General features: G+C 34.2%; 21 protein-coding genes. 11 read left to right on the forward strand and 10 right to left on the reverse strand.

The window, feature by feature from the left end; translation table 11 throughout:
• Positions 1 to 34 precede the first annotated feature (34 nt).
• From ACIDC4_RS23130 to ACIDC4_RS23155, 6 genes are all read right to left on the reverse strand, one after another.
• Positions 35 to 706, reverse strand: a complete 672-nt coding sequence (locus ACIDC4_RS23130; protein ID WP_230039419.1) for a bifunctional 4-hydroxy-2-oxoglutarate aldolase/2-dehydro-3-deoxy-phosphogluconate aldolase — start codon at positions 704 to 706, stop codon at positions 35 to 37.
• Positions 707 to 716: 10 nt separating this feature from the next.
• A complete protein-coding gene (locus tag ACIDC4_RS23135; RefSeq protein WP_412043548.1) occupies positions 717 to 1,739 on the reverse strand; it encodes a PfkB family carbohydrate kinase in 1,023 nt (340 codons plus the stop codon).
• Positions 1,740 to 1,996: 257 nt separating this feature from the next.
• Positions 1,997 to 3,403, reverse strand: a complete 1,407-nt coding sequence (gene uxaC, locus ACIDC4_RS23140) for a glucuronate isomerase (protein WP_412043547.1) — start codon at positions 3,401 to 3,403, stop codon at positions 1,997 to 1,999.
• Between the two features lie 24 nt (positions 3,404 to 3,427).
• On the reverse strand, positions 3,428 to 4,219 hold the full coding sequence (locus ACIDC4_RS23145; RefSeq protein ID WP_412043546.1) for a gluconate 5-dehydrogenase: 792 nt from the start codon (positions 4,217 to 4,219) through the stop codon (positions 3,428 to 3,430).
• Positions 4,220 to 4,244: 25 nt separating this feature from the next.
• Positions 4,245 to 5,084: a 5-dehydro-4-deoxy-D-glucuronate isomerase gene (gene kduI / locus ACIDC4_RS23150; protein WP_412043545.1), complete on the reverse strand. Its 840-nt coding sequence runs from the start codon at positions 5,082 to 5,084 to the stop codon at positions 4,245 to 4,247.
• Between the two features lie 86 nt (positions 5,085 to 5,170).
• Entirely contained in the window at positions 5,171 to 6,643 is a 1,473-nt protein-coding gene (locus ACIDC4_RS23155; protein WP_412043544.1) for an MFS transporter, read from the reverse strand.
• Positions 6,644 to 7,125: 482 nt separating this feature from the next.
• Between ACIDC4_RS23155 and ACIDC4_RS23160 the strand changes: the two genes are divergently transcribed.
• A complete protein-coding gene (locus tag ACIDC4_RS23160; RefSeq protein ID WP_412043543.1) occupies positions 7,126 to 8,034 on the forward strand; it encodes an alpha/beta hydrolase in 909 nt (302 codons plus the stop codon).
• 130 nt (positions 8,035 to 8,164) lie between these two features.
• Here the strand turns inward: ACIDC4_RS23160 and ACIDC4_RS23165 are convergent, their stop codons facing one another.
• The 3 genes from ACIDC4_RS23165 to ACIDC4_RS23175 all read right to left on the reverse strand — a co-directional run bounded on the left by ACIDC4_RS23165 (position 8,165) and on the right by ACIDC4_RS23175 (position 13,330).
• The gene (locus ACIDC4_RS23165) at positions 8,165 to 9,598 is read right to left on the reverse strand and encodes a PepSY-associated TM helix domain-containing protein (RefSeq protein WP_412043542.1); all 1,434 of its coding nucleotides are present in this window, start codon (positions 9,596 to 9,598) and stop codon (positions 8,165 to 8,167) included.
• A 75-nt stretch (positions 9,599 to 9,673) separates the two neighbouring features.
• A complete protein-coding gene (locus ACIDC4_RS23170) occupies positions 9,674 to 10,912 on the reverse strand; it encodes a DUF4374 domain-containing protein (protein WP_412043541.1) in 1,239 nt (412 codons plus the stop codon).
• 24 nt (positions 10,913 to 10,936) lie between these two features.
• Positions 10,937 to 13,330, reverse strand: a complete 2,394-nt coding sequence (locus tag ACIDC4_RS23175) for a TonB-dependent receptor (RefSeq protein WP_412043540.1) — start codon at positions 13,328 to 13,330, stop codon at positions 10,937 to 10,939.
• A 107-nt stretch (positions 13,331 to 13,437) separates the two neighbouring features.
• Between ACIDC4_RS23175 and ACIDC4_RS23180 the strand changes: the two genes are divergently transcribed.
• From ACIDC4_RS23180 to ACIDC4_RS23220, 9 genes are all read left to right on the forward strand, one after another.
• Positions 13,438 to 14,469, forward strand: a complete 1,032-nt coding sequence (locus tag ACIDC4_RS23180; RefSeq protein WP_412043539.1) for a helix-turn-helix domain-containing protein — start codon at positions 13,438 to 13,440, stop codon at positions 14,467 to 14,469.
• Positions 14,470 to 15,301: 832 nt separating this feature from the next.
• A complete protein-coding gene (locus ACIDC4_RS23185; RefSeq protein ID WP_230039430.1) occupies positions 15,302 to 15,616 on the forward strand; it encodes a hypothetical protein in 315 nt (104 codons plus the stop codon).
• Between the two features lie 229 nt (positions 15,617 to 15,845).
• Complete coding sequence (locus ACIDC4_RS23190; protein WP_412043538.1) at positions 15,846 to 16,535, forward strand: hydrolase; 690 nt, start codon at positions 15,846 to 15,848, stop codon at positions 16,533 to 16,535.
• A 139-nt stretch (positions 16,536 to 16,674) separates the two neighbouring features.
• Positions 16,675 to 18,462 carry an amidohydrolase gene (locus ACIDC4_RS23195; RefSeq protein WP_412043537.1) on the forward strand — a complete coding sequence of 596 codons (1,788 nt, stop codon included), beginning with the start codon at positions 16,675 to 16,677 and terminating at the stop codon, positions 18,460 to 18,462.
• A 3-nt stretch (positions 18,463 to 18,465) separates the two neighbouring features.
• Entirely contained in the window at positions 18,466 to 19,836 is a 1,371-nt protein-coding gene (locus tag ACIDC4_RS23200) for an alginate export family protein (protein WP_412043536.1), read from the forward strand.
• 145 nt (positions 19,837 to 19,981) lie between these two features.
• Positions 19,982 to 20,545 (forward strand): 2'-5' RNA ligase family protein, encoded by a 564-nt coding sequence (locus ACIDC4_RS23205; protein ID WP_412043535.1) that lies wholly within the window; start codon positions 19,982 to 19,984, stop codon positions 20,543 to 20,545.
• A 207-nt stretch (positions 20,546 to 20,752) separates the two neighbouring features.
• Positions 20,753 to 21,676 (forward strand): helix-turn-helix domain-containing protein, encoded by a 924-nt coding sequence (locus ACIDC4_RS23210; RefSeq protein ID WP_412043534.1) that lies wholly within the window; start codon positions 20,753 to 20,755, stop codon positions 21,674 to 21,676.
• Between the two features lie 375 nt (positions 21,677 to 22,051).
• Positions 22,052 to 22,777 carry an SDR family oxidoreductase gene (locus tag ACIDC4_RS23215; protein WP_412043533.1) on the forward strand — a complete coding sequence of 242 codons (726 nt, stop codon included), beginning with the start codon at positions 22,052 to 22,054 and terminating at the stop codon, positions 22,775 to 22,777.
• A gap of 250 nt (positions 22,778 to 23,027) precedes the next feature.
• The gene (locus tag ACIDC4_RS23220; protein WP_412043532.1) at positions 23,028 to 23,792 is read left to right on the forward strand and encodes an SDR family oxidoreductase; all 765 of its coding nucleotides are present in this window, start codon (positions 23,028 to 23,030) and stop codon (positions 23,790 to 23,792) included.
• A gap of 395 nt (positions 23,793 to 24,187) precedes the next feature.
• On the opposite strand, the gene ACIDC4_RS23225 is transcribed toward ACIDC4_RS23220, so the two are convergent.
• Complete coding sequence (locus ACIDC4_RS23225) at positions 24,188 to 24,664, reverse strand: hypothetical protein (RefSeq protein ID WP_488381167.1); 477 nt, start codon at positions 24,662 to 24,664, stop codon at positions 24,188 to 24,190.
• A 147-nt stretch (positions 24,665 to 24,811) separates the two neighbouring features.
• Between ACIDC4_RS23225 and ACIDC4_RS23230 the strand changes: the two genes are divergently transcribed.
• On the forward strand, positions 24,812 to 25,528 hold the full coding sequence (locus tag ACIDC4_RS23230; RefSeq protein ID WP_412043530.1) for a DUF4386 domain-containing protein: 717 nt from the start codon (positions 24,812 to 24,814) through the stop codon (positions 25,526 to 25,528).
• The last annotated feature ends 64 nt before the right edge of the window (positions 25,529 to 25,592 follow it).

A 25,592-nucleotide genomic window follows, 5' to 3' on the forward strand; every position in this document is an offset into this window, starting at 1 on the left:
AACGCTTGTAAATAAGGATCGGTATGATTACTCCTTATTTATTTTTAATATTTTTGATGATATCAAGAACCTGGCTTACTTTCGTTTTTAAGCCATCATAATCCTCTTTATCTAATATATCTTTCGAAATTAATTGTGAACCTAATCCCACACAAGTTGCGCCTGCATTTAACCAGGATGACAAACTTTCTACGGTTGGGTAAACACCGCCTGTTGGCATAATATTCGTCCAAGGGCAAGGTCCTTTTATAGCTTTTATAAACTCTGGTCCGTAAATATCCGCAGGAAATAATTTTACGATTTCACATCCTAATTCTTCCGCTCTTGCAATTTCAGTAAGTGTTCCGCAACCAGGCGACCAAAGCACTTTACGTCGATTACAGGCTATGGCTATATCTTCTCTAAAAACAGGAGTTACAATAAAATTAGCCCCTAAACTCATATACAATGAAGCTGCTGCTGCATCGGTTATAGAACCTACACCCAACATCATTCCCGGCAGTTCAGCCAAAGCATATTTGTTTAAAGCTCCAAAAACTTCATGAGCAAAATCACCTCTGCTGGTAAACTCCATTAATCGCGCACCACCATCATAACATGCCTTTAACACTTTCTTGCTTACTTCTATATCTGAATGAAAAAACAACGGAACCATTCCGTTCTCTTTCATTTGTAAAGCCACTTCAATTCTTGAATATTTTGCCATCTTTTCTTAATTATCTTGATACTAATGCAGAACCATCTCCATCTATCATATTTTCAACTTCTTTTAAAGTAACCAGATTATAATCTCCTGCAATGGTATGTTTCAAACAACAAGCCGCTACTGCAAAGTCTAACGCTCTCTGATTATTATTTTGATATTGCTGCAACCCGTAGATCAATCCACCCATAAAAGCATCTCCACTACCTACTCTATCTACAACCGGCGTTACTTCTTTTACAGCTGCATTATAAATTGCTTTACCGTCAAATAAAATACCGCCAATTCTCTGGTGTGATGCACTTACAGAATAACGTAATGTAGTGGCTACTGTTTTTAAATTCGGAATCAAATCAAACAGTTTCGTATACAAAACAGGAAGTGATTTCTCATCCTGATAATTCGGGTTAACCTTAGGTATTCCTAACATGAAATACGCCGTATCTATATCTCCTAAAATAACATTGCTATACTTTAGCATTTCTGGCATAACATCACTTGGCGTTTTACCATATTGCCATAATTTTGATCGGTAGTTCAGGTCACATGAAATGGTAATTCCTTTTTTATGCGCTACTTTAATTGCTTCTAAACAAGCTTCTGCAGCACTTTCTGAAATTGCCGGGGTAATTCCGCTCCAGTGAAACCAGGTTGCACCTTCCAGGACTTTCTCCCAATTAATTGTACCTTTTTGAATAGTTGCCATCGAACTATGTGCACGATCATAAACAACATTACTGCCACGTGTTCCGGCACCGGTTTCAAGAAAGTAAATTCCTAAACGTTCTCCTCCGTAAACTATGTTTTTAGACTCGACGTTCATTTTTCGCATTTCTTTTAATGCCGAAGTACCAATTTCATTCTCAGGTAATCTTGTTACAAATTCTGCGTTTACGCCATAATTCACTAAAGACACACAAACATTAAATTCGCCTCCTCCGTAAGAAGCGCCAAATGCCGTAGATTGTGAAAAACGTAAATGCCTCTCTGTCGAAAGACGCAACATAATTTCTCCGAATGCAACTACTTTACTCATATTATTTTTTATTGTTTTACCAGTAATTTTTTTTTTACCACTAAGAGACTTTTCTTTTTACCATTAAGAGATTAAGAAAAATTAAGCTTGATGGTTTGTTTTAGTAATCCCAATAGGTATCGGGATAAAAGATTAAAATGATTTCTTAAATTAAATCCGCAAAATCTGCGTTTTGCTTTCTTTTAAAACTTTTAATCTTAATTTTCTATTCAGCATTCAACTTAATTTTCCTTAACATCTTAGTGGTAAAATTATTTTTAGAACTTGAAATATTCTTTTGCGTTGTTATATGAAATGTCTGAAACTAATTTCCCTATCCATTCCATATCGTTTGGTAATTCTCCACGTTTGATTTCGTCTCCTAAAAGATTACATAAAATACGTCTGAAGTATTCGTGTCTTGGAAAAGACAAGAAGCTTCTTGAATCGGTTAGCATTCCTACGAAACAACTAATTAATCCCATGTTAGAAAGGGCATTTAATTGTTTGGTCATTCCGTCTTTTTGATCTAAAAACCACCATCCTGATCCAAACTGTACTTTTCCGCGAACGCTTCCGTCATTGAAGTTTCCAATCATGGTTGCCATTACTTCGTTATCAGCAGGATTTAAGTTATAAATGATTGTTTTAGTCAATTTATCTTTACTATCTAATGCGTTTAAAAAGCTGGATAATTTTTGAGCCTGAGGATAATCTCCAATAGAATCCCATCCTGTATCAGGTCCTAAAATTCTGTGCATACGTGCATTATTATTACGCAATGCCCCTAAGTGAAACTGCTGTACCCATCCGAACTCATGATAGGTTTCAGATAAGAATAATAAAACAGCACTTTGGAATTTTAAAGCTTCTTCCGGTGATATAATTCTGTTTTCTCTTTTCTTTTTGAAAATAGTATTTATTTCAGATTCTGTAAATTCTTCAAAATAAATCTGATCTAAACCGTGATCACTTAATTTGCAGCCATTTGCATTAAAAAATTCAATTCTCTTTCTTAATGCAGCCTGCAAATCAGCAAAAGTATTAATTGCAATACCGGACACATCCCCTAATGTGTCCAGATATGCATTATAACCATCATTAGAAATTAAGATGGCTTTATCAGGTCTGAAAGCTGTACTCATTTTAGTTCCGATAGGATTTTTTGTCAGTTTCTGGTGAAACTCTAAATTATCAATCGGATCTTCTGTGGTACAAACCAATTCAGCATTTACTTTTTTCAGTAAGTTTTGCGTACTATAAGCCTGAGAATTAATTTTCTCTGTAGTTTCGATATAAATTTTCTCTGCTGATTTTTCGTTCAGCAAATCATAGATATCAAAATAACGGGCTAATTCTAAGTGCGTCCAGTGGTACAAAGGATTACGCATTGTATAGGGAACCGTTTTTGCCCAGTTTAAGAACTTATCTTTATCTGAACCATTTCCTGTTACAAATTGCTCGTTGATCCCTAATGTACGCATCGCACGCCATTTGTAATGATCTCCGTTTATCCAAACTTGTGTTATATTATCAAAAACCTTATCCTCAGCAATAAACTGCGGATTCAAATGATTATGGTAATCAATTATAGGTTGATTTTTTGAGTAATTATGATATAACTCTTCAGCGAATTTATTTTCAAGTAAAAAGTTATCGTTTATGAATGTTTGATTTGCGCTCATTTCTTCTTTCTTTATTATTGCGAATTACTCGTTGGATGGTTTTCCAATTGTAGCTAAAATTCCACCGTCAACATAAAGGATATGTCCGTTTACAAAGTCACTTGCTTTTGAAGATAAGAAGATTGCAGCACCTTGCAAATCTTCTGGATCTCCCCAACGTGCAGCAGGTGTTCTGCTGATAATAAATTCGTTGAAAGGATGACCATCTACTCTAATAGGAGCTGTTTGGCTAGTAGCAAAATATCCTGGACCGATTCCGTTTGTTTGAATATTAAACTTTGCCCATTCTGTTGCCATATTTTTGGTTAACATTTTCAAACCTCCTTTTGCAGCAGCGTAAGCACTCACAGAATCTCTACCCAATTCACTCATCATCGAACAGATATTAATAATTTTTCCCTGTCTTCTTTCGATCATTCCTTTTGCAACTGTTTTTGAAACTATAAAAGGACTTACTAAATCTACTTTTATAACTGCTTCAAAATCCTCTACTTCCATTTCAATCATAGGAATTCTTTTTATAATTCCCGCATTGTTGATCAAGATATCAATTGGACCAACTTCGCTTTCGATTTTATTTATATTTTCTATTACAGCTGCTTCATCAGTTACATCAAATACATAACCATATGCTTCAATACCAACAGACTTATATTCTGCAACTGCCTTATCTACTGTTTCTCTTGATGAGCGATCGTTTATTACAATTTTTGCGCCTGCCTGACCAAGTCCTTTTGCCATAGCCATTCCCAGACCATGAACTCCTCCTGTAACAAGTGCAATTTTTCCAGTTAAATCAAAAAGGTTAATTGACATAATTTTTTATTTAATTGTTATTAAGTTATCTTAAATCAGTTATTTTACAAACATCCATATCTCCGTAATCTAAATTCTCTCCTGCCATTCCCCAGATAAAAGTATAATTACTGGTTCCTGATCCTGAGTGAATTGACCATGGTGGAGAAATTACTGCCTGATGATTGTTCATCCAGATATGTCTTGTTTCTTGTGGTTGTCCCATAAAATGACAAACTGCCTGATTTTCCGGAATATCCAAATAGAAATACACTTCCATTCTACGATCGTGTACGTGAGCCGGCATGGTATTCCACACACTTCCAGGTCTTAACTCCGTCATTCCCATTTGTAACTGGCAAGTTGTTACCACACTACCAATAATCATCTGGTTTACTGTGCGGTGATTAGCCGTTTCCATTGTACCTAATTCTAATTTATTTGCTTCTGCTAAACTTACTTTTACCGTTGGGTAAGTAGTATGAGCCGGTGCAGAGTTGATATAATATTTAGCAGGATTATTGCTGTCGTCACTTTTAAAAATTACTTCTTTATTACCGCTTCCGATATACAAAGCATCTTTAAATCCTAATGCGTATGTTTTTCCTTCTACTACAATAGAACCGCTTCCTCCAACATTAATAATTCCGATTTCTCTTCTTTCTAAAAAATAAGAAGCTTTAAGCGGGTCGATACTTTCTAATGCTAAATCTCCTTTTACCGGAACTGCAGAACCGGCAATATATCTATCATAATGAGAATAGGTTAAAACAATCTCATCATGTTGCATTAAGTCATCAATTAAGAATTCACTTCTTAATTCCTGAGTATCATACTTTTTTACAGCTTCCGGGCTTGACGCGTATCTTGAACTATATTTTGTCATAATTTTTAATTTAATGTAATCGATTGCACAAAATTAGATTTTTATCTTTAAAAAACACATTTTCAACTATTAAAATTTTCCAAATATTACATACCGGTAATCGGACTGTATTTAGGAACTAAAGTTTTCATTACGATCCAACCTGTTAAATAACATACGGCACAGATAGAAAAAATGATAAAATAACCGGCTTCAATACCATGAAAGCCCATAAAAGACATATTGGTTTCTTTGGCGTGATCAAATAATAATCCTGAACCTTTATTGATTATGGTAGAGCCAACACCTCCTGCAAGTCCACCAATTCCTGTAATGGTAGCAATTGCTTTTTTAGGAAACATATCTCCTACAGTTGTAAAAATATTCGCCGACCATGATTGGTGAGCTGCTCCTGCAATACCAATGATAATTACCGGAATCCAGTAACTTATGTAACCTAAAGGCTGCGCAATTAAGGCTAATAATGGAAAGAACGCAAAAATCAGCATTGCTCTCATTCTTCCTTCGTAAGGGTTCATTCCTTTCTTTTCTACAAAATAAGTTGGCAGCCAGCCTCCTATTATAGAAAGCAGGGTAATCATATATAAAACAAACAATGGTAAAGCGGCTTGCGTAGAATCCATTCCGTAAACTGAGCTTAAATAAGCAGGTGTCCAGAACAAAAAGAACCACCACACACCATCGGTCATAAATTTACCAAAAGCAAAAGCCCAGGTTTGTTTGTACTTAAAACATTCTACAAAAGATACTTTTGTCGTAGTTTCCGGTACATAACCAACTAACTTACTATCAGCAACATCATCTTGTTGAATGTATTCTAATTCAGCAGCAGATACTTTTGGATGTCTCTCTGGTTTATCATACATAAAAACCCAAAATCCCATCCATACAAAACCTAATGCCCCAATGATAATAAAAGCCATTTCCCAACCGAATGATTTCGCAATAAAAGGAATCGATATTGGAGCTGCCAAAGCCCCTACGGTTGCACCTGCATTAAAAATACTGGTAGAAAATGCCCTGTCTTTTTTAGGAAAATATTCTGCTGTAGTTTTTATAGCGGCCGGAAAGTTTCCTGCCTCACCTACTGCCAGAACAAAACGTGCAAATATGAACAATGTAACACTTACATTAATAACCAATCCTGTATCCTGTACCAGATCTATTGCGTCTTTTGCACCTTCAAAACCTACAAACCAATTTCCTGTAATAATTCCTGCTGTTGCAATACCGCAAAAAGCATGCAAACAAGCTCCTAAAGACCAAATTCCAATAGCCCACAGAAATCCTTTTTTAGTGTCCAGCCAATCTACAAATCGACCTGCAAATAATAAAGAAACGGCATAAAAAATCGAGAATAAAGCTGTAATATTTCCATAGTCATTGTTCGTCCAATGAAATTCCGGCGCGATAAAATCACTCCATGTCAACGAAAGTACTTGTCTGTCTAAATAGTTGATTGTGGTAGCAAAAAACAGTAAAGCACAAATACTCCAACGATACGTTCCTGTAGATTTTTTGGCTTGATTGGTAATAACTGTGTCTGGTGGTTGGTTCATAGTAAAATTGAATTATAAAATTGATATTTTTTTCTGCACTATTAATTTACTTATTAACTCAGGTAAAAGACAATAAAAATCAATTTTGCAAATCTAACAAATTAAAATAATGTAATCGATTGCACAAATATAGTTTTTAATCTTTATATTCCAAATATATTATATAAAAAATTATTTTAACTAAATAAATAAACATATAGAACAAAAAAGTCTATTCAAAATTACACATTAAACAATATATCTGTTAAAAGCAGACATGTGAAATTTGTCCTTATTAGGGGGTAAAATTGTACCAAAAATAACACCCTGAAATCATTTACCGCCCCTGCACCCTGTCTCAAAATAAAAACTGCTTTTTAACGTTCTTTCCAATACAGAAATAGGCTAAAATTTCTATTTTTGAATATTTGCTAAAAAGCATACTATTTAACTAATTCATTATAAAATTGAAAAATTCACAAAAAATTTTCCTAAAAAAAGCCGTGATAATTCTTGTTGTTTTAACAGGAGTCACCAACCGGCTTAATGGTCAGAATAAAATCGTACCGCTATGGAATAAAATACCGGACGAAATTAAGGCAACGGATTATAAGGAAAACGAAAGCATCAAGGACGGAAAAGTACAAAGCACCAGTTTGGTCAGCATTCCTACCTTAAGCATTTTCCTGCCGGCAGCAAGTAAACCCAATCAGGCCGCAGTTATCATATTTCCCGGCGGAGGATATCAGCACTTAGCAATTGATAAGGAAGGAACTAAAGTAGCCGAGTGGTTCAATAGTCTGGGAATTGCAGCTTTTGTAGTAAAGTACCGATTACCAAGTGATAAGATCATGAAAAACAAAAACATTGGGCCTTTGCAAGATGCTCAGGAAGCTGTGCGTTATGTAAGACAAAATGCTGCAAAATACAATATTAATGCAAACAAAATTGGAATTTTAGGGTTTTCTGCCGGAGGACATTTGGCATCTACACTGGCTACGCATTACGACGAAAAAACATATGAAACGACTTCGAAAGTAAGCGCAAGACCTGATTTTTCTCTTTTAATTTATCCTGTAATATCCATGCAAAATGATATTACACACAAGGGATCACAAATTAGTTTGTTGGGTAATAATCCGTCGCAGGAATTGCTTGATTCGTTTTCGAATGAAAAAAGGGTAACCGCACAAACTCCGCCAACTTTTTTGGTGCATGCAACAGACGATACAACCGTTTTACCTGAAAACAGTATCAATTTTTACTTAGCGCTTAAAAATAATGGTGTTCCGGCTGAATTGCATATTTATGAAAAAGGCGGACATGGTTTTGGTTTGGGTATAAAAGATACCAGCAAGTTCTGGACACGAGATTGTGAAGAATGGCTTAGAAGTCAGGGATTAACTAAATAAAATTAATAGGAGTATAATTTTTTACCCTCTCGATTAGCTTCAATGCATCAAATTAAAAAAAAAGGCAAAACTCATAAAGTTTTGCCTTTAACCAACATCAAAAACTATAAAAAAACGGATTCCCAATCCGTTAAACTGACATTTCTTTCTCTAAGACTTGTTTAGCTTTGGTAATAGGAATTGCTTTTGTGGCAACTTTTGGAGATGCAGCTGGTTTTTTACCAAATTTCTGTTTTCCCCACCAAATTAAAAATCCAGTAATAGGCAAACTGGCAGAAATTAGACTGGCAAAAAAAGCAATAATTTTCCCTGTAAGTCCCAGTACACTTCCCACATGAATATCATAATTCATTCTTCGTATTTTGTCTGGTATATTAGCATCGATATATTTTCCTGAAAAAGTCGACTTTATTGAAATCTCTTTTAAAGTCTGCTGATCAAAATTATACCTGTCCATATTATAGTAGGTATTTTTTTGTTTGTAAACAAAAGCTCCAATAGGATCTGCTGGTTTCGCAGGAATCGAAATTAGTATTCCGGCTGCCTGTGGATTTTGTTTGTTCATCTTCAACAAAACTTTATCAGCCGTAGTAAGATTAAAAGTCTTAACATTTGTAGTGTCTGATTTTGGGGATTCACGGCTTTCGACTAATGGTTTTCCTCCGGATGTAACCCAGTATAGTGATTTACTCCACCAGTCAAAACTCCATACTAAACCGGTAACGGCAATAAAAAATAGAAAAATGCAGCTGTAAAACCCAAGCACATTATGCAAATCATAATTGACGCGTTTGAAACTGGCATCTGTTTTTATTTTAAAACTTTTATTAATAATGGACTTAATCCATTTAGTTGGCCACCAAAGCACTATCCCTGAAATTAATAAAATAACAAAAATTATAACTGCCACACCCACAATTGGCCTTCCTATATTATAAGGTAGCCATAAAGCACGGTGGCCGTTTAATATCCATCTGAAAAAATCGGGAGATTCGCCTCTCGAAAAAGATTTTACATTTAATATTTCTCCAGTATACGGATTCATATAAATGCTGGTAAAAACACCGCTTCTTCTTTTTCTGGGCTTTTCTTCTTTTTCCCCTTTTGGTTTGCCTTTTCCTTGCGGTTTTAGATCAGATTTTCCTTTTTCACTCCCATTTTTAGCCGTGTCATTTTTAAGATTTCCTTTTTTTCCTCCTCTTTTATGTTCTCCTTTTTCGTCTTTACTTTCTTTTTTCTCGATAAAATACCCCACAATAGCAGCATCCTCTTTGGATCCAAAAGTAACACTTGTGGCATGATTGCCTTTCATGGTTTTATCTGCAATTGTAACCAATTGCGAGGGCAATAAAAAAGCTTTTTCCTGAGGTTCTACAAAACGCCAGTCTTCGATAAAATCTTTAATTTCGTTTTCAAAAACATAAATACACCCCGTTAAACTAACAATGACCACAATAATACCGGAAGCCAGTCCGAGCCATAAATGCAACCAGGCCATAATACGCTTGAAAAGCGATTTTTTACTTTTTTTCTTATTTGTATTTGATTTTGAAAAAGAAAACATAATTAGTAGCGTATAAAAAGATAAATAAAAAAACCGCAAGCCCCGAAAGGCCTACGGTCCAAAAGAAACCAATTTTTAATATTTTAATTTTGCAATTGCAGTAATCTGACCACCTTCAACTTTTATTCCTTTAGTAGCAACAGCAGTTGAGCCGTTGATTGTATAAATCCAGTTTCCTTCGGGAGTATTAATACCAACAATAGCAGATGTACCGTCTTCGCTAACAAGATTATATCTTTCTACTGTTGTAAAACTAATTGTTTCAGGCGCATTAGTTACCCATGTAAAAGTTTGATTGTAAACATCAGCAATTGCCAGTTTTGCAGCACCTTTATTAGTTCCTGCCGTACCATACATTTGTAGCAAAACTTTTCCTTTAGAGATATAGCTGGATGAAGCAATTTTATATCCTCCTGACTTTTCCTGTACATTAAAGAAATACGTTTTATCAAATTCTGTAGTTCCTTTTTTAATTTTTACCACAGCAGATGGTTTAGTAGAAGTTACAACAGAATTGCTTGTAGCAACTGCTCCTGAGAAACCGTAAGCATCTCCGTTTTCGTCCTGATACAATCCGTTTGTAAAATAACCTCCTAAATAACTGGTACGGTTATCTTTGATCACTTTTTCTAATTTAAGTTCCGGATATGTATATACCGCAACCCATGTACTGTCCGGGTTTTTAGTTCCAAAATTATCAACTCCGTCACCTTTAATACTCATATAAGGCATGTACACTTTTTCGCCCACCTGAGTTGCCCAGGTAAAAAAGGCTCTTTCGCCGTTTCCTGCTAATTTTTTCGTGTCTTGTTGCGCCTCACCTGTAATAAGTGATTTTTCTGCATCAATTTTATACATTTGAGCAATAGATGCCGCACCGCTTCTTGGAACTTTAATCGTTAAAATATCCTTGTTTACAGCTGTAAAAACGTGTACCGTTTCTGCCTGAAAATTAGATTTCTTAATTAACTTTCCTTCTGCATTAAGGTTATAAGTTGTTACAGCACCAGGATTTCCTTGTCCGTATAATAAACTAAAAAAATTATTTTGCGCTGTAATGTAATAGCGGTAAGATCCGTCTTGTTCGATACCATTACCGGTTGTAGTAATAGACCCTTTAGAAATATCATCAGCAGTCAACAAATAATCTGCAATTCCTGCTGCTCCCGTAGTGGCAGTAATTAAATATTTTGTTTTTCCGGTGTCTACTCCACCGCCTGTTTCATTTCCGGGTTTATCAGAATCACTACTACAAGAGAACGTTGTAAAAGCTACTAAAGCTGAGAACAAAATTAATTTGCTACTTTTTTTCATGTTATTATGGTTTGAATTATTAAATTATTTACGTGATTTATCGAAAAAATATCTGAATTTGAGGTAAAAGCCACGACTTGGTTTTTGCAACGAAAAGTTATCGTACAGCTTATTGTCTAATGCATTTTTACATTCAAAAGCTATATTGTATTTTCCGTCTGCAAGCGTGTAAACAATATTTATATCGTGATTAAACTGTGTTGGAATATCCAGTTTACTAGACTGAATACCACGGCTTGGCCATGACAAATAATAATCATAGACATAGAGAAGATTGTATCCTACAGATAAATTATTTCCTTTTTTTATAAAATCATTAAAAAATATCGTCGCATCAAAATTTCCAAATAAATAGGGGATGTTTGGCACCCTGTCTTTGTAAAAAAGCGATACATATTCCTGGCCTGGCTCATATTTTGTCATATTACGAAGATTTTGATAAGTCATATTTACACCCGCAGTAAATCGGTTTTTGTACGAATATCGAATCTCTGTATCTACTCCGTAATTCGTCACTCGGCCCTGATTGACGTTGGTTTGCATGGTTTGATTTATATTCAGCTCAGAACGTATAAAATCTCTAGCATCCCGATACAAAAAGTTCAGATCAAATGTCATGGCATTTACTTTTCTAAAGCTAGTTTGGTAGCTCACTCCAGCATTAAAATTATTACTGGTCTCCGGTTTAAGGTCAAGATTTCCGGCAATATTTTCATTTACGTTTCCAAAGATTTCCTGTGGATTTGGCAAACGGTAACTTTTTTCGAAAGATCCTTTTACCTGCAAATTTTGTCTGATATAGTAGCTTGTTGCTCCACCGTATCCCATTACAGAAGTATGGTCTACATACTGCTGGTATGCAATATCTCCGGTATTTCCAGATGGGTTATAACTTCTGGAATAAGTCGTTTTTAGGGAATAATCTTTTAAGAATACAGATGTACTCCACTTCTCATTATAATCAAACTTATAACCTAGTCCTATTACATTTTTTTGTGATTTTTTAGGTTGTTTGTACACTAAAGATTCAGGAACTAACTCATCACTTTCTTTACGATCAAAAGTATTGAAGGTATTGTTTAACATAAATGAATGTCTCTCGTTCAAACTATAAGTGGCATTTGCTGTAGCAATTCCGTTATTGTTTTTGAATTTGCGCAACGTACGACTGCGTTCTCCTCCTAAACCGTCAAACTTTCTGCTCTCGCCAAACCAGTTATATCTGATATATACGGTATCAATATTTTTTTCTTCTCCAAAATTAAAATTCCCCGTAAGGTTAAAATTCAAGCCTTTTGTAAAAAGATCTTTAACCTGATATTTTACAGTTGGCATCAGGATATTTCCTTTCGAATAAACAGATCCAAACACACTTTCCATCCTTGCTCCCGTTTGAATGTCTGCTTTATTTTGACCTGCTGTAAGGCCAAATAACAATTTATCAGCATATTTTTTTCCAGTAATTCCAATGTTTACAACCACAGTTTCGTTATGGTAATTATCATGAAATCTTCGTACACGCTGATTTGGATAATATTGACCTGAAAATAAATTGGCCGCATCAACATTGACCCAATAATTATTATCTGAATAATTTTGAAAAGCATTTATTTCTGTTGTAAAACCGCTTTTAGCAGTATAACCCGCATTTACAGCAGAACGATGCGTATTAAAAGATCCAAAAGAATAAGATGCATCAACATAAGTTCTTGGTTTGCTGTTTGTCACAATATTCACCGCACCTCCTAAAGCATCACCGCCCAGCCAAATGGGTACAACACCTTTATAAACTTCGACACGATCAGCCAGGTTTACAGGAATATTATTCAGCTGAAAAGAAGATCCAAAATTATCCATGGGAACTCCATCAATAAAAACCTTGATTTGATTTCCCGAGAAACCATTTATCGAAAGTTCTGATCTTGAACCTACTCCACCAGCTTCACGAACACGAACACCGGAAACTCTGTCTAAAGCATGAGACAAATCAAGCGTAGTATTATGAAGTTTTTTAGCATCAAGAGCCGTTACATTATAAGCTTGTTTATTTACTTTATCGGTTGCTGTACGTCCTAAAACCGTAACGCTTTCCAATTCGTTTAATTCATTTTCTAAGCGAACCTTAAAATTGACATCCGCCAATGAAACTTCAATATTTTTTTTATAGTTCGAAAAACCAATTGCAGTGATTTTTAAAGTGTACTTTCCCGGCTTTATATTTTTGAAAACAAAACTCCCGTTTTCATCCGAAATCATGCTAAAGTTCGTTTTTTCTATACTAATTGTGGCATACGGAATTGTTTGTCCGGAATTTTCTGTTACCTCTCCACTGACGAAGAAACCCTGATTTTGCTGGGAATGCGATAAGACCGAAAAGAAAAAAAATATACTAAAAAATAAAAATTTGTGAGTTGTCATATCTTTAATTAGACTAATTATAAATAACTTTGGCGCAAAAGTACCATCAACAACTCGAAAAAAGATAGGGAAAAACGGATTATTATTTTGTAAAAACGGATTATATTTTGAAGATCAAATCGAAAATTTTAGCACACGAAAAGTCACTTATTCAAATTGAAATTGGTGACACTTATTACCCGAAAAATTATTTAACAGAAGAGAATGTCAATATAAAAAATGGTGATTCAGAACAAATTAAGAGCCATCATTTAATCACCAAAGGAATGGTTTTGCTCGATACACAAATGCTCTTTTCAACGCCTCAAACGATCATTTTTGAAATCGATGAAGAATCTGTGGTGATGAATTTTATTTGCTGCAATAACGTCGAAACTCATATTGATCAATTAGAAACCGAAAAATATTCAAAAAAGAATACTCATAATATATTTTACGCTACAAACTATAAAGCAACTATAAAAATACCTGCCTTTGAAGAAATTAATTACTTTTCTATAATCTTGTCAAAAGACTTTTATTACAATATAATCAATGAAGATTGGGAACTTCATGACAAATTTTCAAAAAATATCCTGCTTAAAAAATCCAGCTATCTTACTTCTAAATATATTCCCTTTACGCCGGCAATTCAATGGGTTATTCACGAAATAAAGAACTGCAACCGTCAGGGTCCCCTAAAAAAAATGTACATCGAAACTAAAATCAGGGAACTGCTTATACATCAGCTTGAAACAATCATTACCATACCCATACAAAAAGATCTAATTGATGAAGACGATTACAATAAATTATTAGAAGCCAAACAAATACTAGACAACGATTATGTTCACGCACCAACATTGGCAGAACTTTCAAGGTTGATTTCGCTAAATGAATTTAAACTAAAAAAAGGGTTTAAAGCTTGTTTTGGAACTACGGTGAAAAGTTATATTATTAAACTCAGAATGGAGCATGCAAAAGAATTATTTCAGAATAAAGCTTCGACAGTTAGTGATGTAGCATACAAATGTGGCTATAAAGATGTGTCTCATTTTTCGGCAGCTTTTAAAAATTTCTATGGTTTTACACCTCAAAAGTTCAAAATCAATTGGGACCATATTCATTTCTGGATTACTGGAATTTTACTATTTAGCTAATAAAAAAAGGGTTTTCAGACTTTGATTAACAAAATCTAAAAACCCTATAAAAATTAGACTTTCTCGTATGTCTTGCAAACTTATACAAAGATATCCACTATGAAATGGTGTCAAATTTTCATTCTAAAAAAAAATGTTTCTCCAAAAACAGTAACATAGAAATTAAAAAATGCTGTTTAAAAAGGCAAAAACAACGTCAATATCAATTTCTATAACACAAATCTACAAGCTACTTTAGAGAAAACATTACGGGTTTCCACATTTGATACTCTTTTTTTTCTCTTATTTATAATGATTCAATTTTTAATTTATTGTTTTACTTGACATTACGCCTCTTTTTCAAACAATTATAACTTAAACTTTTTTCGTTAAAATTATTATTTATTTAAAAAACGATATAGAAATCCTACCGCTTAAACTCCTAAATTAGCTTTCAAAAACTCAAAATTAATTTCTTGTCCTAGATTAAGCGACTACCTTTTAGCTTAGTAATACATTTGTCAAATAAATGAATCGTTCTTTTTAAAACTGAATCTAAAACCTGAAAAACATACTTCGACTAAAGATTGATTTCTTGTCCTGGATTAAGTCATGCTTTTTGAGTTAACCAATACATTTGTCAAACAAATTATTAGTTCTTAAAAAAGCTGCCGTCTTAAACCTGAAATCATCAAATTGTAGAAAATTATATTTCTTGTCCTAGATTAAGCGAACAAAATTGAATTAACGAATACATTTGTAAAACAAATTACAAGTTCTATCCAACTGAAAAATTAAAGCCTAAAAAAATTTAGTAACTCAGCCTCTTAGAAACTTAACAAAAAAAACGATTATGAAAACTCTTGAATTCTTATTACTCGGAAAAAACGAAGCAATCCTGGCCATTTTACTTCGACTTGTAAATGCAGATGAAAACTGGAACGCAGTTGCTTTTCATCACGAGAATGAAGCTCAGGAATACTTTCAAAATCACAAAATCGACATTGTTCTGCTGAGTTCCGGAATCGAAGATCATGTCGAAAAAAAGTTCACTTCTTTTTGTTTAGAACAACAACCCGAAGTCGAAGTAATTGAACACTTTGGAGGAGGAAGCGGTTTATTAAAATCAGAAATCCTTCACCGATTACATCTAAAAGGAAAAATATAGGTACCAGAATTTTCCTTTTTAAAATTCATTAAAAAGCTTTAAAACATTTCATTCACGAATATCCAATAAAAAATTGACGATATATCGTTAGGAACTTTATTGCCTTTTTTGAAAAACATTCAAAATCAAAACATTACAAACAACGCATTTAATCTGAATGCAAAACACTGAAAATCAAATACAAAATATTTTTAAAAAACCTTTTTATTCACAACAAAAATAAATTATCATGAAAAAATTAATCCTTACCGCAGCATTATTATTTGTAACTTTTATTGGATTCTCTCAAAAACCAAGTCCTGCACAATTAGATCCTTTCAACCACACATTAGTACTTATTGATTACGAAAGCCAAATGGCATTTGCAGTAAATAACATTCCAATCGATCAACTTCGAAACAACACCGCTTTAGTTGCCGGAGCTTCAAAAATATTCAAAGTTCCTACCATTGTAACAACCGTTGCCGAAAAATCATTTAGCGGACCCGTTTTTCGTGAAATCGAAGAATTTTATCCAAAAGCTACTTCAAACTACATCGATCGTACGTCAATGAATACCTGGGAAGATATTCCTGCTCATAAAGCTATAGTTGCAAAAGGTAAAAAGAAACTGGTTTTTGCAGGTTTATGGACAAGCGTTTGTATCGTTGGGCCAGCATTATCAGCAATCAACGAAGGTTATGATGTATATGTAATTACAGATGCAAGTGGCGATGTTTCTAAAGAAGCACACGAAATGGCCGTAACACGTATGGTTCAGGCAGGTGCTCATCCTGTAACTTCATTACAATATTTATTAGAATTACAACGCGACTGGGCTCGTCAGGAAACTTATGTACCTGTAACAGATTTAGTTAAAAAATACGGTGGTGCTTACGGTGTTGGAGTTCAATATGCTCACGAAATGTTGAAACACTAATTAATTTTCAATTAAAAATTGGGAATTAAAAAATTAAAGATCTGTATCATCTGCCAAATCTGCGTGAAAAAATAATTTTTAATTTTTAATTCTCAATTTTTAATTAAATCATTCAAAACCAACTAAAAATACCACAACCATGAAACTCTCTTTCAAAATACTCGCATTTCTTTTCATCATTTCCCTGCCTGTTTTCGCTCAAGGCAAAAGAGCCACACTTATCGTTCATCATGCTGTAATTCATACTTTAGACGATAAAAACACGATTGTAGAAGCAATGGCTGTTGCCGATGGAAAAATCCTTAAAACCGGAAAAAACAGCGACATTTTAAAACTAAAAAACAAAAACACAACTGTAATAGATGCCAAAGGAAAGGTAATTATTCCCGGAATATTCGATTCACACATGCATATTATACGCGGTGGAAGATTCTTTAATACCGAGTTGCGCTGGGATGGTGTTCGTTCTCTAAAAAGAGCTTTGGCAATGCTAAAAGAACAAGCACAAAGAACGCCAAAAGGCCAATGGGTTCGCGTTGTTGGCGGATGGAATGCTTATCAGTTTGAAGAAAAAAGATTACCAACTTTAGCAGAAATTAATGAAGCTACAGGCGATGTTCCGGCATTTATTCTTCATTTATACGGTCACGCTTATCTAAACAAAGCCGGAATCGCAGCCTTAAAAATAGATGCCAATACACCAAACCCAAATGCGGGATTGATTGAAAAAGATGCCAACGGAAACCCAACCGGATTATTAGTGGCAGAACCAAACGCTTTTATTTTATACTCTACTCTTGCTAAACTTCCGGAATTAACAGAAGAAGAAAAATTCAATTCGACCAAACAATTTATGACCGAAATGAACCGACTTGGCGTAACAGCAATTATGGATGCAGGAGGCGGATTTCAAAATTTCCCAGACGATTACGGCGTAACCAACGGTTTATGCAAAGACAGCGATTTAACCATTAGAATGCCTTATTATTTGTTTGCACAAAAAGCAGGAACAGAACTAAACGATTATACCAAATGGATGCAGACGGTTGAAATTGGTGAAGGCTGTGACGACGATCACCATTCTGATAAAGTAGAATACCATGTTCAGGGTGCAGGAGAAAATTTAGTAATGAGTGCCGGAGATTTTGAAAACTTCGACAAACCAAGACCTGAATTAAGCCCTGCGATGGAAGGACAATTAAAAGAAGTTTTGTCTTTATTGGTAAAAAACAGATGGCCATTTAGAATTCACGCTACTTATAATGAAAGCATCACCCGATTTTTAAATGTTATTGAAGACATCAACAAAGAAACTCCCCTAAACGGACTTTTATGGTTCTTCGATCACGGAGAAACGGTTTCCGTAGAAAACTTAAAACGCATAAAAGCGCTGAACGGCGGATTGGCGATTCAGCATAGAATGGCATATCAGGGAGAAAGTTTCATAAAAAGATATGGCAAAACAGCAGCTGCAAACACAGTTCCGCTAAAGAAAATATTAGAATTAGGAATTAAAGTAGGAATGGGAACTGACGGAACGCGTGTAGCAAGTTACAATCCGTGGGTTGGTTTATATTGGTTAACTACAGGAAAAACACTGGGCGGTTTAAAATATATGAATGACGAAAATATAGTAGACAGAACAACGGCGCTAAAATTATTTACTTACGGAAGCGCACAGTTAATTAATATCGAAAAAGACAGAGGAATGCTCACAGCAGATAAATTAGCCGATTTTGCCATTCTTTCTGATGATTATTTTAACACGCCTGAAGAGAAAATTTTAAACATCGAATCGAAACTTACAGTTGTAAACGGTAAAGTAGTTTATGCAGATAATGATTTTAGAAACTTTGCACAACCTACACTAAAAGCAATTCCGGATTGGAGTCCTGTAAACTATTTTGGCGGATATCAAAAAAACTAAATTATGAACACACTATTCCGATTATTGCTGCTTTTGGGATTCATTTCAGCCACAAATGCACAACAAAACCCTGTATTTCAAAAGTTGCGGTATGACGATGATGTTACTTATTTACAAACAGATTCGACCAAAAACGCATACGAAAAAATCAAATATATTCCGCTCAGCAAAAACAGCAGTTACTTTGCCTCTATTGGCGGGGAAGCCAGATGGCAATACACGTACACCGTAAATGATAAATGGGGCGATGAATCTGACGAAGGCGACGGCTATTTACTTTCCCGTTATCTGCTTCATGCTGATGTTCATTTTGGAGTTTTCAGAACTTTTGTAGAATTGCAAAGCAGTCTGGCAAACAGCAAAATAGATCCGAGTCCGGTAGATGAAAATCAGCTCGATATTCATCAGGCATTTTTAGATATAGATTTTATTCATAATAAAAGCGAACAATTTACATTACGTTCCGGAAGACAGGAAATGATGTACGGTTCACAGCGTTTGGTAGCAGTTCGAGAAGGTCCAAACAGCCGACTTGCTTTTGACGGAATCAAATTGTTTTATAAAAATAGAAATTGGCAGACAGATGCCTTTTTCACTCATCCGATCGCGAATAAAACCGGAACCTTTAATGATGAATTTAATGAAAATGCCAAATTCTGGGGAAGTTATACGGTTATTCATAAAGTACCAGTTGTAGAAAACATCGATTTGTATTACTTAGGATTATGGAAGAGTCGTTCCGTATTTGACGATGCTATTGGAGAAGAAACCAGACACTCTTTAGGAACCAGAATCTGGAAAAACAAAGGAAACTGGAAATACGATTTTGAAGCACTTTACCAATTCGGAAAAATAAGTGAGAAAACAATTTCCGCCTGGACCATTTCCTCTTTTGCCTGTTATACTTTTGAAAACGTGAAATTCAGTCCCGAAATCGGATTGAAAACAGAAATTATTTCAGGTGATAGACATTCAGATGATAATCATTTAGAAACCTTTAATCCCTTATATCCAAGAGGCGCTTATTTCGGATTAGTAGCCTTAATTGGTCCATCTAATTTAATTGATATTCATCCGTCGATTAATTTTACTTTAACCGACAAATTAGGTCTCGGATTTGATTATGATATTTTTTGGAGGCAAACTTTAAGCGACGGTTTATACGCCCCCAATATGCAATTATTGTATTCCGGAAAAGACACTACAGAACGTTTTATAGGTTCTCAATTGATTTCAAATCTAGATTATGCTATGAATGACTTTCTTTCCTTTACACTTGAAACTGGTTGGTTTAATGCTGGTTCATTCTTAAAAGAGGTTGGTACAGGAAAAGATTATTTTTATGGGGCTTTGACTGCTCAATTTAAATTTTAATAACAAAAACACCATCAACTTAAAGAACCGGAGGTTCGATTTATTTTGTAGGGATGGATTTTAATCCATTCTGGACGAAGATTATTTTTACGTGAATTTGACAATGAAATTTAAATTTTAAATTTGCATAAAACCAGATGCAAAAATGGAAAAGAAATATTCTGTTGTTTTTCATCCTTCAGAAGATGGAATTGAGATAATCAAAAAACAAAAATTAGAATTATTTAATAGAATTGGATGGTACGGCAGCTGCAATTCTGTGGCGCATATTACAATTGGTGGATTTAAAGCAAATGAAAATCAACTTGCTAAGTACATACAGAAACTTTTTAAAATCGCTGACACTTTAACTCCTGTTCAAATTCATTTAGATCATTTTAACGCTTATGAGGAAAGTCGGGCTTTCTTTATATCCCCGAGCGAAAATTCTAAAGCAGACCTAAAACCTATCATGAAAAAAATTCAGGAAGCACTTCTGATTGCCAGTAAAGACAGAAGCGACGATCCTCATATTTCAATAGGACGAAATCTAGCGCCTGAAAACATCCAAATTGCCCGTGATTTATTCACTACAATTAATATGAAGTTTTTATGTGATGCCATTATTTTAAGAGAATTTGATCCCATTAAAAGACAATATTTTATCTTAGAAACTTTTCCTTTTGGCAGTAATCCTCAGCCGGAATTAATTCAGGGGAGCCTTTTTTAACCGCAAGGTTCGCAAAGCTGCCTTATTTAATCTCGCAAAGACGCAAAGTCGCAAAGTTTATTGCCTTGCGACTTTGCGTCTTTGCGAGAAATTACTAGCGCCCTTTGCGTAAAACCCTTGCGCACCTCGCGGTTAAATCTACCCAAAACAAAGAACCTGAAACTAAAATCTATTTTTTTCGTATATTTGAATTTTACAATTCATCTTATGAAATCACTCGATTCATTTTATCAGGACATCACCGAAGGTTCTTCAATAGAACCAAGTTCATTATTACCCAACGACATCAAAAAAGAAATTGGGCATTTTAATGTATTTGACATTAAAGAACTTTTAGAACGTATGCAGGGAAAATCAATAATGCCTTATGACCGAAGAGCGTATTATAAAATAAGTTTGATCAGAGGAAAAAACAGATCTGAATATGCCGATAAAATAATCGAAATCGAAAAACAAGGCCTTTTGTTCGCTACGCCAAAAATCCCATACAATTATGTACCGCAAGACACCAACCAGTCCGGGCAATTTTGTGTTTTTACGAGTGAGTTTTTATCCAAAAATAAAAGCGGAATTGACTTAGACGAATTGCCTATTTTTTCTTCAGACGGATATCCTATTTTTCAGCTTACAGATGAAGAGGTTGCTGAAGTTGAATTGATTTTCAATAAAATACAAAAAGAAATCAATTCAGATTATATCTACAAATACGATCTGATTCGAAATTATGTTGCTGAGTTAATTCACTTTGGACAAAAATTACAGCCTATAACGGCTTTATATTCTAAACATAATTCGGCTGCAAGAGTTTCCTCATTATTTGCTGAATTATTGGAAAGACAATTCCCAATAGAATCACCAAACCAAAGATTAGAACTAAGAACAGCCAAAGATTTTGCAGAACGATTATCCGTTCACGTCAATCATTTGAATAAGGTATTAAAAGAAAATACCGGAAAAACAACCACCGAATTAATCACCACAAGATTAACGAATGAAGCCAAAATCCTTTTAAAACAAACGGATTGGAACATCTCTGAAATTGCTTTTTCACTTGGTTTTGAAGAGTTGGCGCATTTTTCTAATTTCTTTAAAAAACAAACAACATTTACGCCACTGGCTTTTAGGAGCTGATTTTAGATTTTAGATTTTAGATTTTAGATTTTAGATTTTAGATTTTAGATTTTTAGATTTTAGATTTTTAGATTGCGCAGAATAGTTTCTTAAGAGTTTGTCCTCCTGAGCGAAGTCGAAGGATCTCATGCTGAATCCATACAGTGCGTGTCCTTCGACTTCGCTCAGGAAGACATAAAATGAGAATTGGAATTTCTTTTTTTTTTTTTGAATTTTGATCACAGATTTCAGTTTTGGAATTTGGAATTTTGAATTTCAAAAAATTGGAATTTCACAACTCTGATTTGAATTTCGCAAACATCGATTTGATATTTACAATTCCCCATCCCTACTTCGCTCCTACCTTTGTCTTATCAATTTAAAAGATCGAAAAAGATGAACTTATCAAACAACAAAATTCTAATAACAGGTGGTGCAAGCGGTATCGGACTTGGATTAACCGAAAGATTTATTCAGGAAAACAATACCGTAATTATTTGCGGTCGACGTGAATCTGTTTTGAATGAAGTGAAAGCAAAATTTCCAAATGTAATTACAAAAGCATGCGATCTGGCAATCGAAGCTGAACGCGTAGCTCTTTACGAATGGATTGCGGAAAATCATCCTGACTTAAATGTTTTAATCAACAATGCAGGAATTCAAAAATGGGTTTCGGTTACAGATGCTGACTTTTACGAAAGCATGAAATCAGAACTTGCGACTAATATTGAAGCTCCGTTACATTTGACATCCCTTTTTATTCAGTTAAAATCCTTAAATACTGTAATGAATGTAACATCAGGACTGGCGCTTTCTCCTTTTGCAAAAGTTCCAGTTTATTCCGCTACAAAAGCATTTTTTCGTTCGTTTACATTATCACTTCGCCATATTCTGAAAGCAAAAAATATCGAAGTAATCGAGATTATTCCGCCAGCTTTGAATACAGATTTGGGAGGTGTTGGTTTACACGACGCACATCCAAGCGTAAGTGATTTTATCGCATCTATTTTCGAACAATTAAAAGAAGGAAAAGACGAACTTACCTTCGGAACCAGTGCAACAAGAATAAATGCAAGTGTACCGGAATTAAAAGCGTCGTTTAATGCATTACATGGGAATTAATTAAAAATTGAGAATTAAAAATTAAAAATTATTTTTTTCACGCAGATCTAGCGGATTACGCAGATTTTAATTTTTTAATTCCCGATTTTTAATTAACACAAAATATAATCTATGTTTCTATGTGTTTAATTTTTTTACGCAGATTGAGCAGATTTTTTAATCAATTTAATCTTTTAATCTGTGGCAATACTTTAAATAATCAACAATCTATATTCTATAATCTATATTCTAAAATCTAAAATTTAAATAAATGGCAGTAAATACAAAAATAGCTCTTGTTACAGGTGGTAGCAGAGGTTTAGGAAAAAACATGGCAATTGCAATTGCAAAAAAAGGAATCGATGTTATCATTACATACAACAGCAAAAAAGACGAAGCTGATGCTGTTGTAAAAGAGATCGAAGCTTTAGGTCAAAAAGCAGCTTCATTACAATTAAACGTGGCTGATTCAGGTACTTTTGACAGCTTTTTTACCAATGTTTCAGAAACTTTAAAAAGCACTTTTAAAACTGATAAATTCGATTTCCTTGTCAACAACGCTGGAATCGGAATTCACAATTCTTTCATTGGAACAACAGAAACTGAATTCGATCAATTGACTAATATTCAGTTTAAAGGACCATTTTTCCTGACTCAAAAAGCATTGAATATCATCAATGATGGTGGCGGAATCGTGAATATTTCAACTGGTTTGGCTCGTTTTTCATTTCCTGGTTATGCCGCATATGCTGCTATGAAAGGTGCAATTGAAACTTTGACAAAATATCAGGCAAAAGAATTAGGCGCAAGAAAAATCAGGGTAAATGTTGTTGCTCCAGGTGCTATAGAAACTGATTTTGGCGGTGGTGTTGTTCGTGATAATGAGCAAATGAATCAACAAATAGCATCAGTAACGGCTTTAGGAAGAGTTGGTTTGCCTGATGATATTGGTGGTGTTGTTGCTTTTTTATGTACCGAAGAAGCACGTTGGGTAAACGCTCAGCGCATTGAGGTTTCTGGCGGAATGATGCTTTAATTAATTATAAATTATTCAATAAATGATAGTGCTAAACCTAACAGGTTTTAAAAGTATCAACACTGAATGTTGTGGAGAAACATTAAAAATTTTATATTCCCTAATTATTTTTTAACGCAGAGAACGCAAAGATTTTTCGCAAAGTTCACTAAGATTTAAGTAGTGTTTACACAATCAAAGTCCACAAAGCTTTGTGAACTTTGTGTGTGTTTTTCTAAACTTAGTATATTTAAAAAACTTTGCGTTCTCCGTGGTAATTTTTTCTATATCCACAGGTTTTAGGATTGATCCTTTTAAAAACCTGTGAGCTTTGATTCTTAAAACAAAACCCGACAAGATTAAAATCTGTCGGGTTTTTCATTTAGAAATATATTGAGTTAGTAAGTATTCGAGATTTAATCTTTTTCGACGATGACATCAAAACCACCATTTTTATCGAAAACAACATCATAAAATTTAGAGTTTTTTTGTATTCCCACTTCATAAGTGGTTTTGTTTTTATCGTCTACGACTACGGCAATTTCTTTGATGGCTTTGGCGGGATAATTTTTCTTTAAATAAGCCTGAGCTTTTGGAGGAAGTTTACTAAGCGGAATTTGAGATTCAAAAGCTTTTAGAACTCCTAAATTATCATAAACTGCCAGAACTTCTGTAGTTGGATTTGTTTTGAATTTTGCTTCATAACGAATTTCATCATCATCGTCACCAACATATTTCAGGTTCCATACTGGAACTTTACCGGGATATTCTTTTTGAAAAGTAAACAATACTTTTTCTGGCGGAGTAACCACTTTATCTGGAGAAACTCCATTTTGTGCTATTAAAAAACTACTATATAAAAAGGTAATAATATAGAAAAGGTTTTTCATCATTATGGTTTTAAATCAACACTCCTTAAAATAACGTATTAAAATTACTACTTTATTTTGAAGTAAATATGAAATTAAAAAAAAATGTTAAAAGAAAGAGTAACATTATCCTAAATAAGCCGTCTTATATGAAACCAAAACCACAAAACAATGAAATTTAGTTTTAAGAATTTCGAAAGTTCACCACAACTTTATGCCCGTATAGCCGGAATATTATATCTGGTTATTATTCTGATGGGAATTGGTGCTGAAGCTCTTGTTAGAAATAAACTTTTTGTTTCCGGAGATGCCAATGCAACTGCAAACAATATAATGCACGCTGACTTTTTATGGAAAATGGGAATTACAGCTGATCTGATCATGCATATTTGCGATTTGCCCGTAATGATCATTTTGTATTACCTTTTAAAACCGGTAAGTAAGAAACTGGCCCTGCTTAACTTGTCTTTTAATTTGATACAAACGGCAGTTTTGGTACTCAATAAGTTAAATCTTTTAGCTGCATTATTCTTTTTGGGAGATGCAGAATATCTTAAATCTTTTACGCCGGATCAGTTGCATACACTATCTTATCTTTCAATCAAGCTTCACGATTTTGGTTTCGGTATTGGATTGATCTTTTTTGGGTTTGTATGTCTTCTTGAAGGATATTTAATTTTTAGATCAGTATACTTTCCTAAAACAATTGGCGTTTTAATGACAGTTGCAGGAATATGTTATTTAACGAACAGTTTTGTATTAATACTTGCACCACAATTTTCTAGTATAGCCTTATTAATGCCATGTTTACTTGCCGAATTATCATTCAGCTTATGGCTTATTTTTAAAGGAGTAAATCTATCGATCTGGAAACAAAAAGTAGCATAATCATTTTATAATAAAGCCCGAATAGAAATAAAAAAGCCCACAAGAAAAATCATTGCAGGCTTTC

This window comes from Flavobacterium sp. C3NV (genome assembly GCF_046825355.2).
GTDB lineage: Bacteria > Bacteroidota > Bacteroidia > Flavobacteriales > Flavobacteriaceae > Flavobacterium.

Excerpts from the sequence above, each read along its gene's own strand:
- ACIDC4_RS23145 (WP_412043546.1), bottom strand. The coding sequence starts at position 4,219 with ATGTCAATTAACCTTTTTGATTTAACTGGAAAAATTGCACTTGTTACA.
- ACIDC4_RS23195 (WP_412043537.1), top strand. The coding sequence starts at position 16,675 with ATGAAACTCTCTTTCAAAATACTCGCATTTCTTTTCATCATTTCCCTG.
- ACIDC4_RS23200 (WP_412043536.1), top strand. The coding sequence starts at position 18,466 with ATGAACACACTATTCCGATTATTGCTGCTTTTGGGATTCATTTCAGCC.
- ACIDC4_RS23230 (WP_412043530.1), top strand. The coding sequence starts at position 24,812 with ATGAAATTTAGTTTTAAGAATTTCGAAAGTTCACCACAACTTTATGCC.
- ACIDC4_RS23190 (WP_412043538.1), top strand. The coding sequence starts at position 15,846 with ATGAAAAAATTAATCCTTACCGCAGCATTATTATTTGTAACTTTTATT.
- ACIDC4_RS23185 (WP_230039430.1), top strand. The coding sequence starts at position 15,302 with ATGAAAACTCTTGAATTCTTATTACTCGGAAAAAACGAAGCAATCCTG.
- ACIDC4_RS23170 (WP_412043541.1), bottom strand. The coding sequence starts at position 10,912 with ATGAAAAAAAGTAGCAAATTAATTTTGTTCTCAGCTTTAGTAGCTTTT.
- kduI (WP_412043545.1), bottom strand. The coding sequence starts at position 5,084 with ATGACAAAATATAGTTCAAGATACGCGTCAAGCCCGGAAGCTGTAAAA.
- ACIDC4_RS23210 (WP_412043534.1), top strand. The coding sequence starts at position 20,753 with ATGAAATCACTCGATTCATTTTATCAGGACATCACCGAAGGTTCTTCA.
- ACIDC4_RS23175 (WP_412043540.1), bottom strand. The coding sequence starts at position 13,330 with ATGACAACTCACAAATTTTTATTTTTTAGTATATTTTTTTTCTTTTCG.
- ACIDC4_RS23165 (WP_412043542.1), bottom strand. The coding sequence starts at position 9,598 with ATGTTTTCTTTTTCAAAATCAAATACAAATAAGAAAAAAAGTAAAAAA.
- ACIDC4_RS23135 (WP_412043548.1), bottom strand. The coding sequence starts at position 1,739 with ATGAGTAAAGTAGTTGCATTCGGAGAAATTATGTTGCGTCTTTCGACA.
- ACIDC4_RS23220 (WP_412043532.1), top strand. The coding sequence starts at position 23,028 with ATGGCAGTAAATACAAAAATAGCTCTTGTTACAGGTGGTAGCAGAGGT.
- ACIDC4_RS23155 (WP_412043544.1), bottom strand. The coding sequence starts at position 6,643 with ATGAACCAACCACCAGACACAGTTATTACCAATCAAGCCAAAAAATCT.
- ACIDC4_RS23205 (WP_412043535.1), top strand. The coding sequence starts at position 19,982 with ATGGAAAAGAAATATTCTGTTGTTTTTCATCCTTCAGAAGATGGAATT.
- ACIDC4_RS23130 (WP_230039419.1), bottom strand. The coding sequence starts at position 706 with ATGGCAAAATATTCAAGAATTGAAGTGGCTTTACAAATGAAAGAGAAC.
- uxaC (WP_412043547.1), bottom strand. The coding sequence starts at position 3,403 with ATGAGCGCAAATCAAACATTCATAAACGATAACTTTTTACTTGAAAAT.
- ACIDC4_RS23225 (WP_488381167.1), bottom strand. The coding sequence starts at position 24,664 with ATGATGAAAAACCTTTTCTATATTATTACCTTTTTATATAGTAGTTTT.
- ACIDC4_RS23215 (WP_412043533.1), top strand. The coding sequence starts at position 22,052 with ATGAACTTATCAAACAACAAAATTCTAATAACAGGTGGTGCAAGCGGT.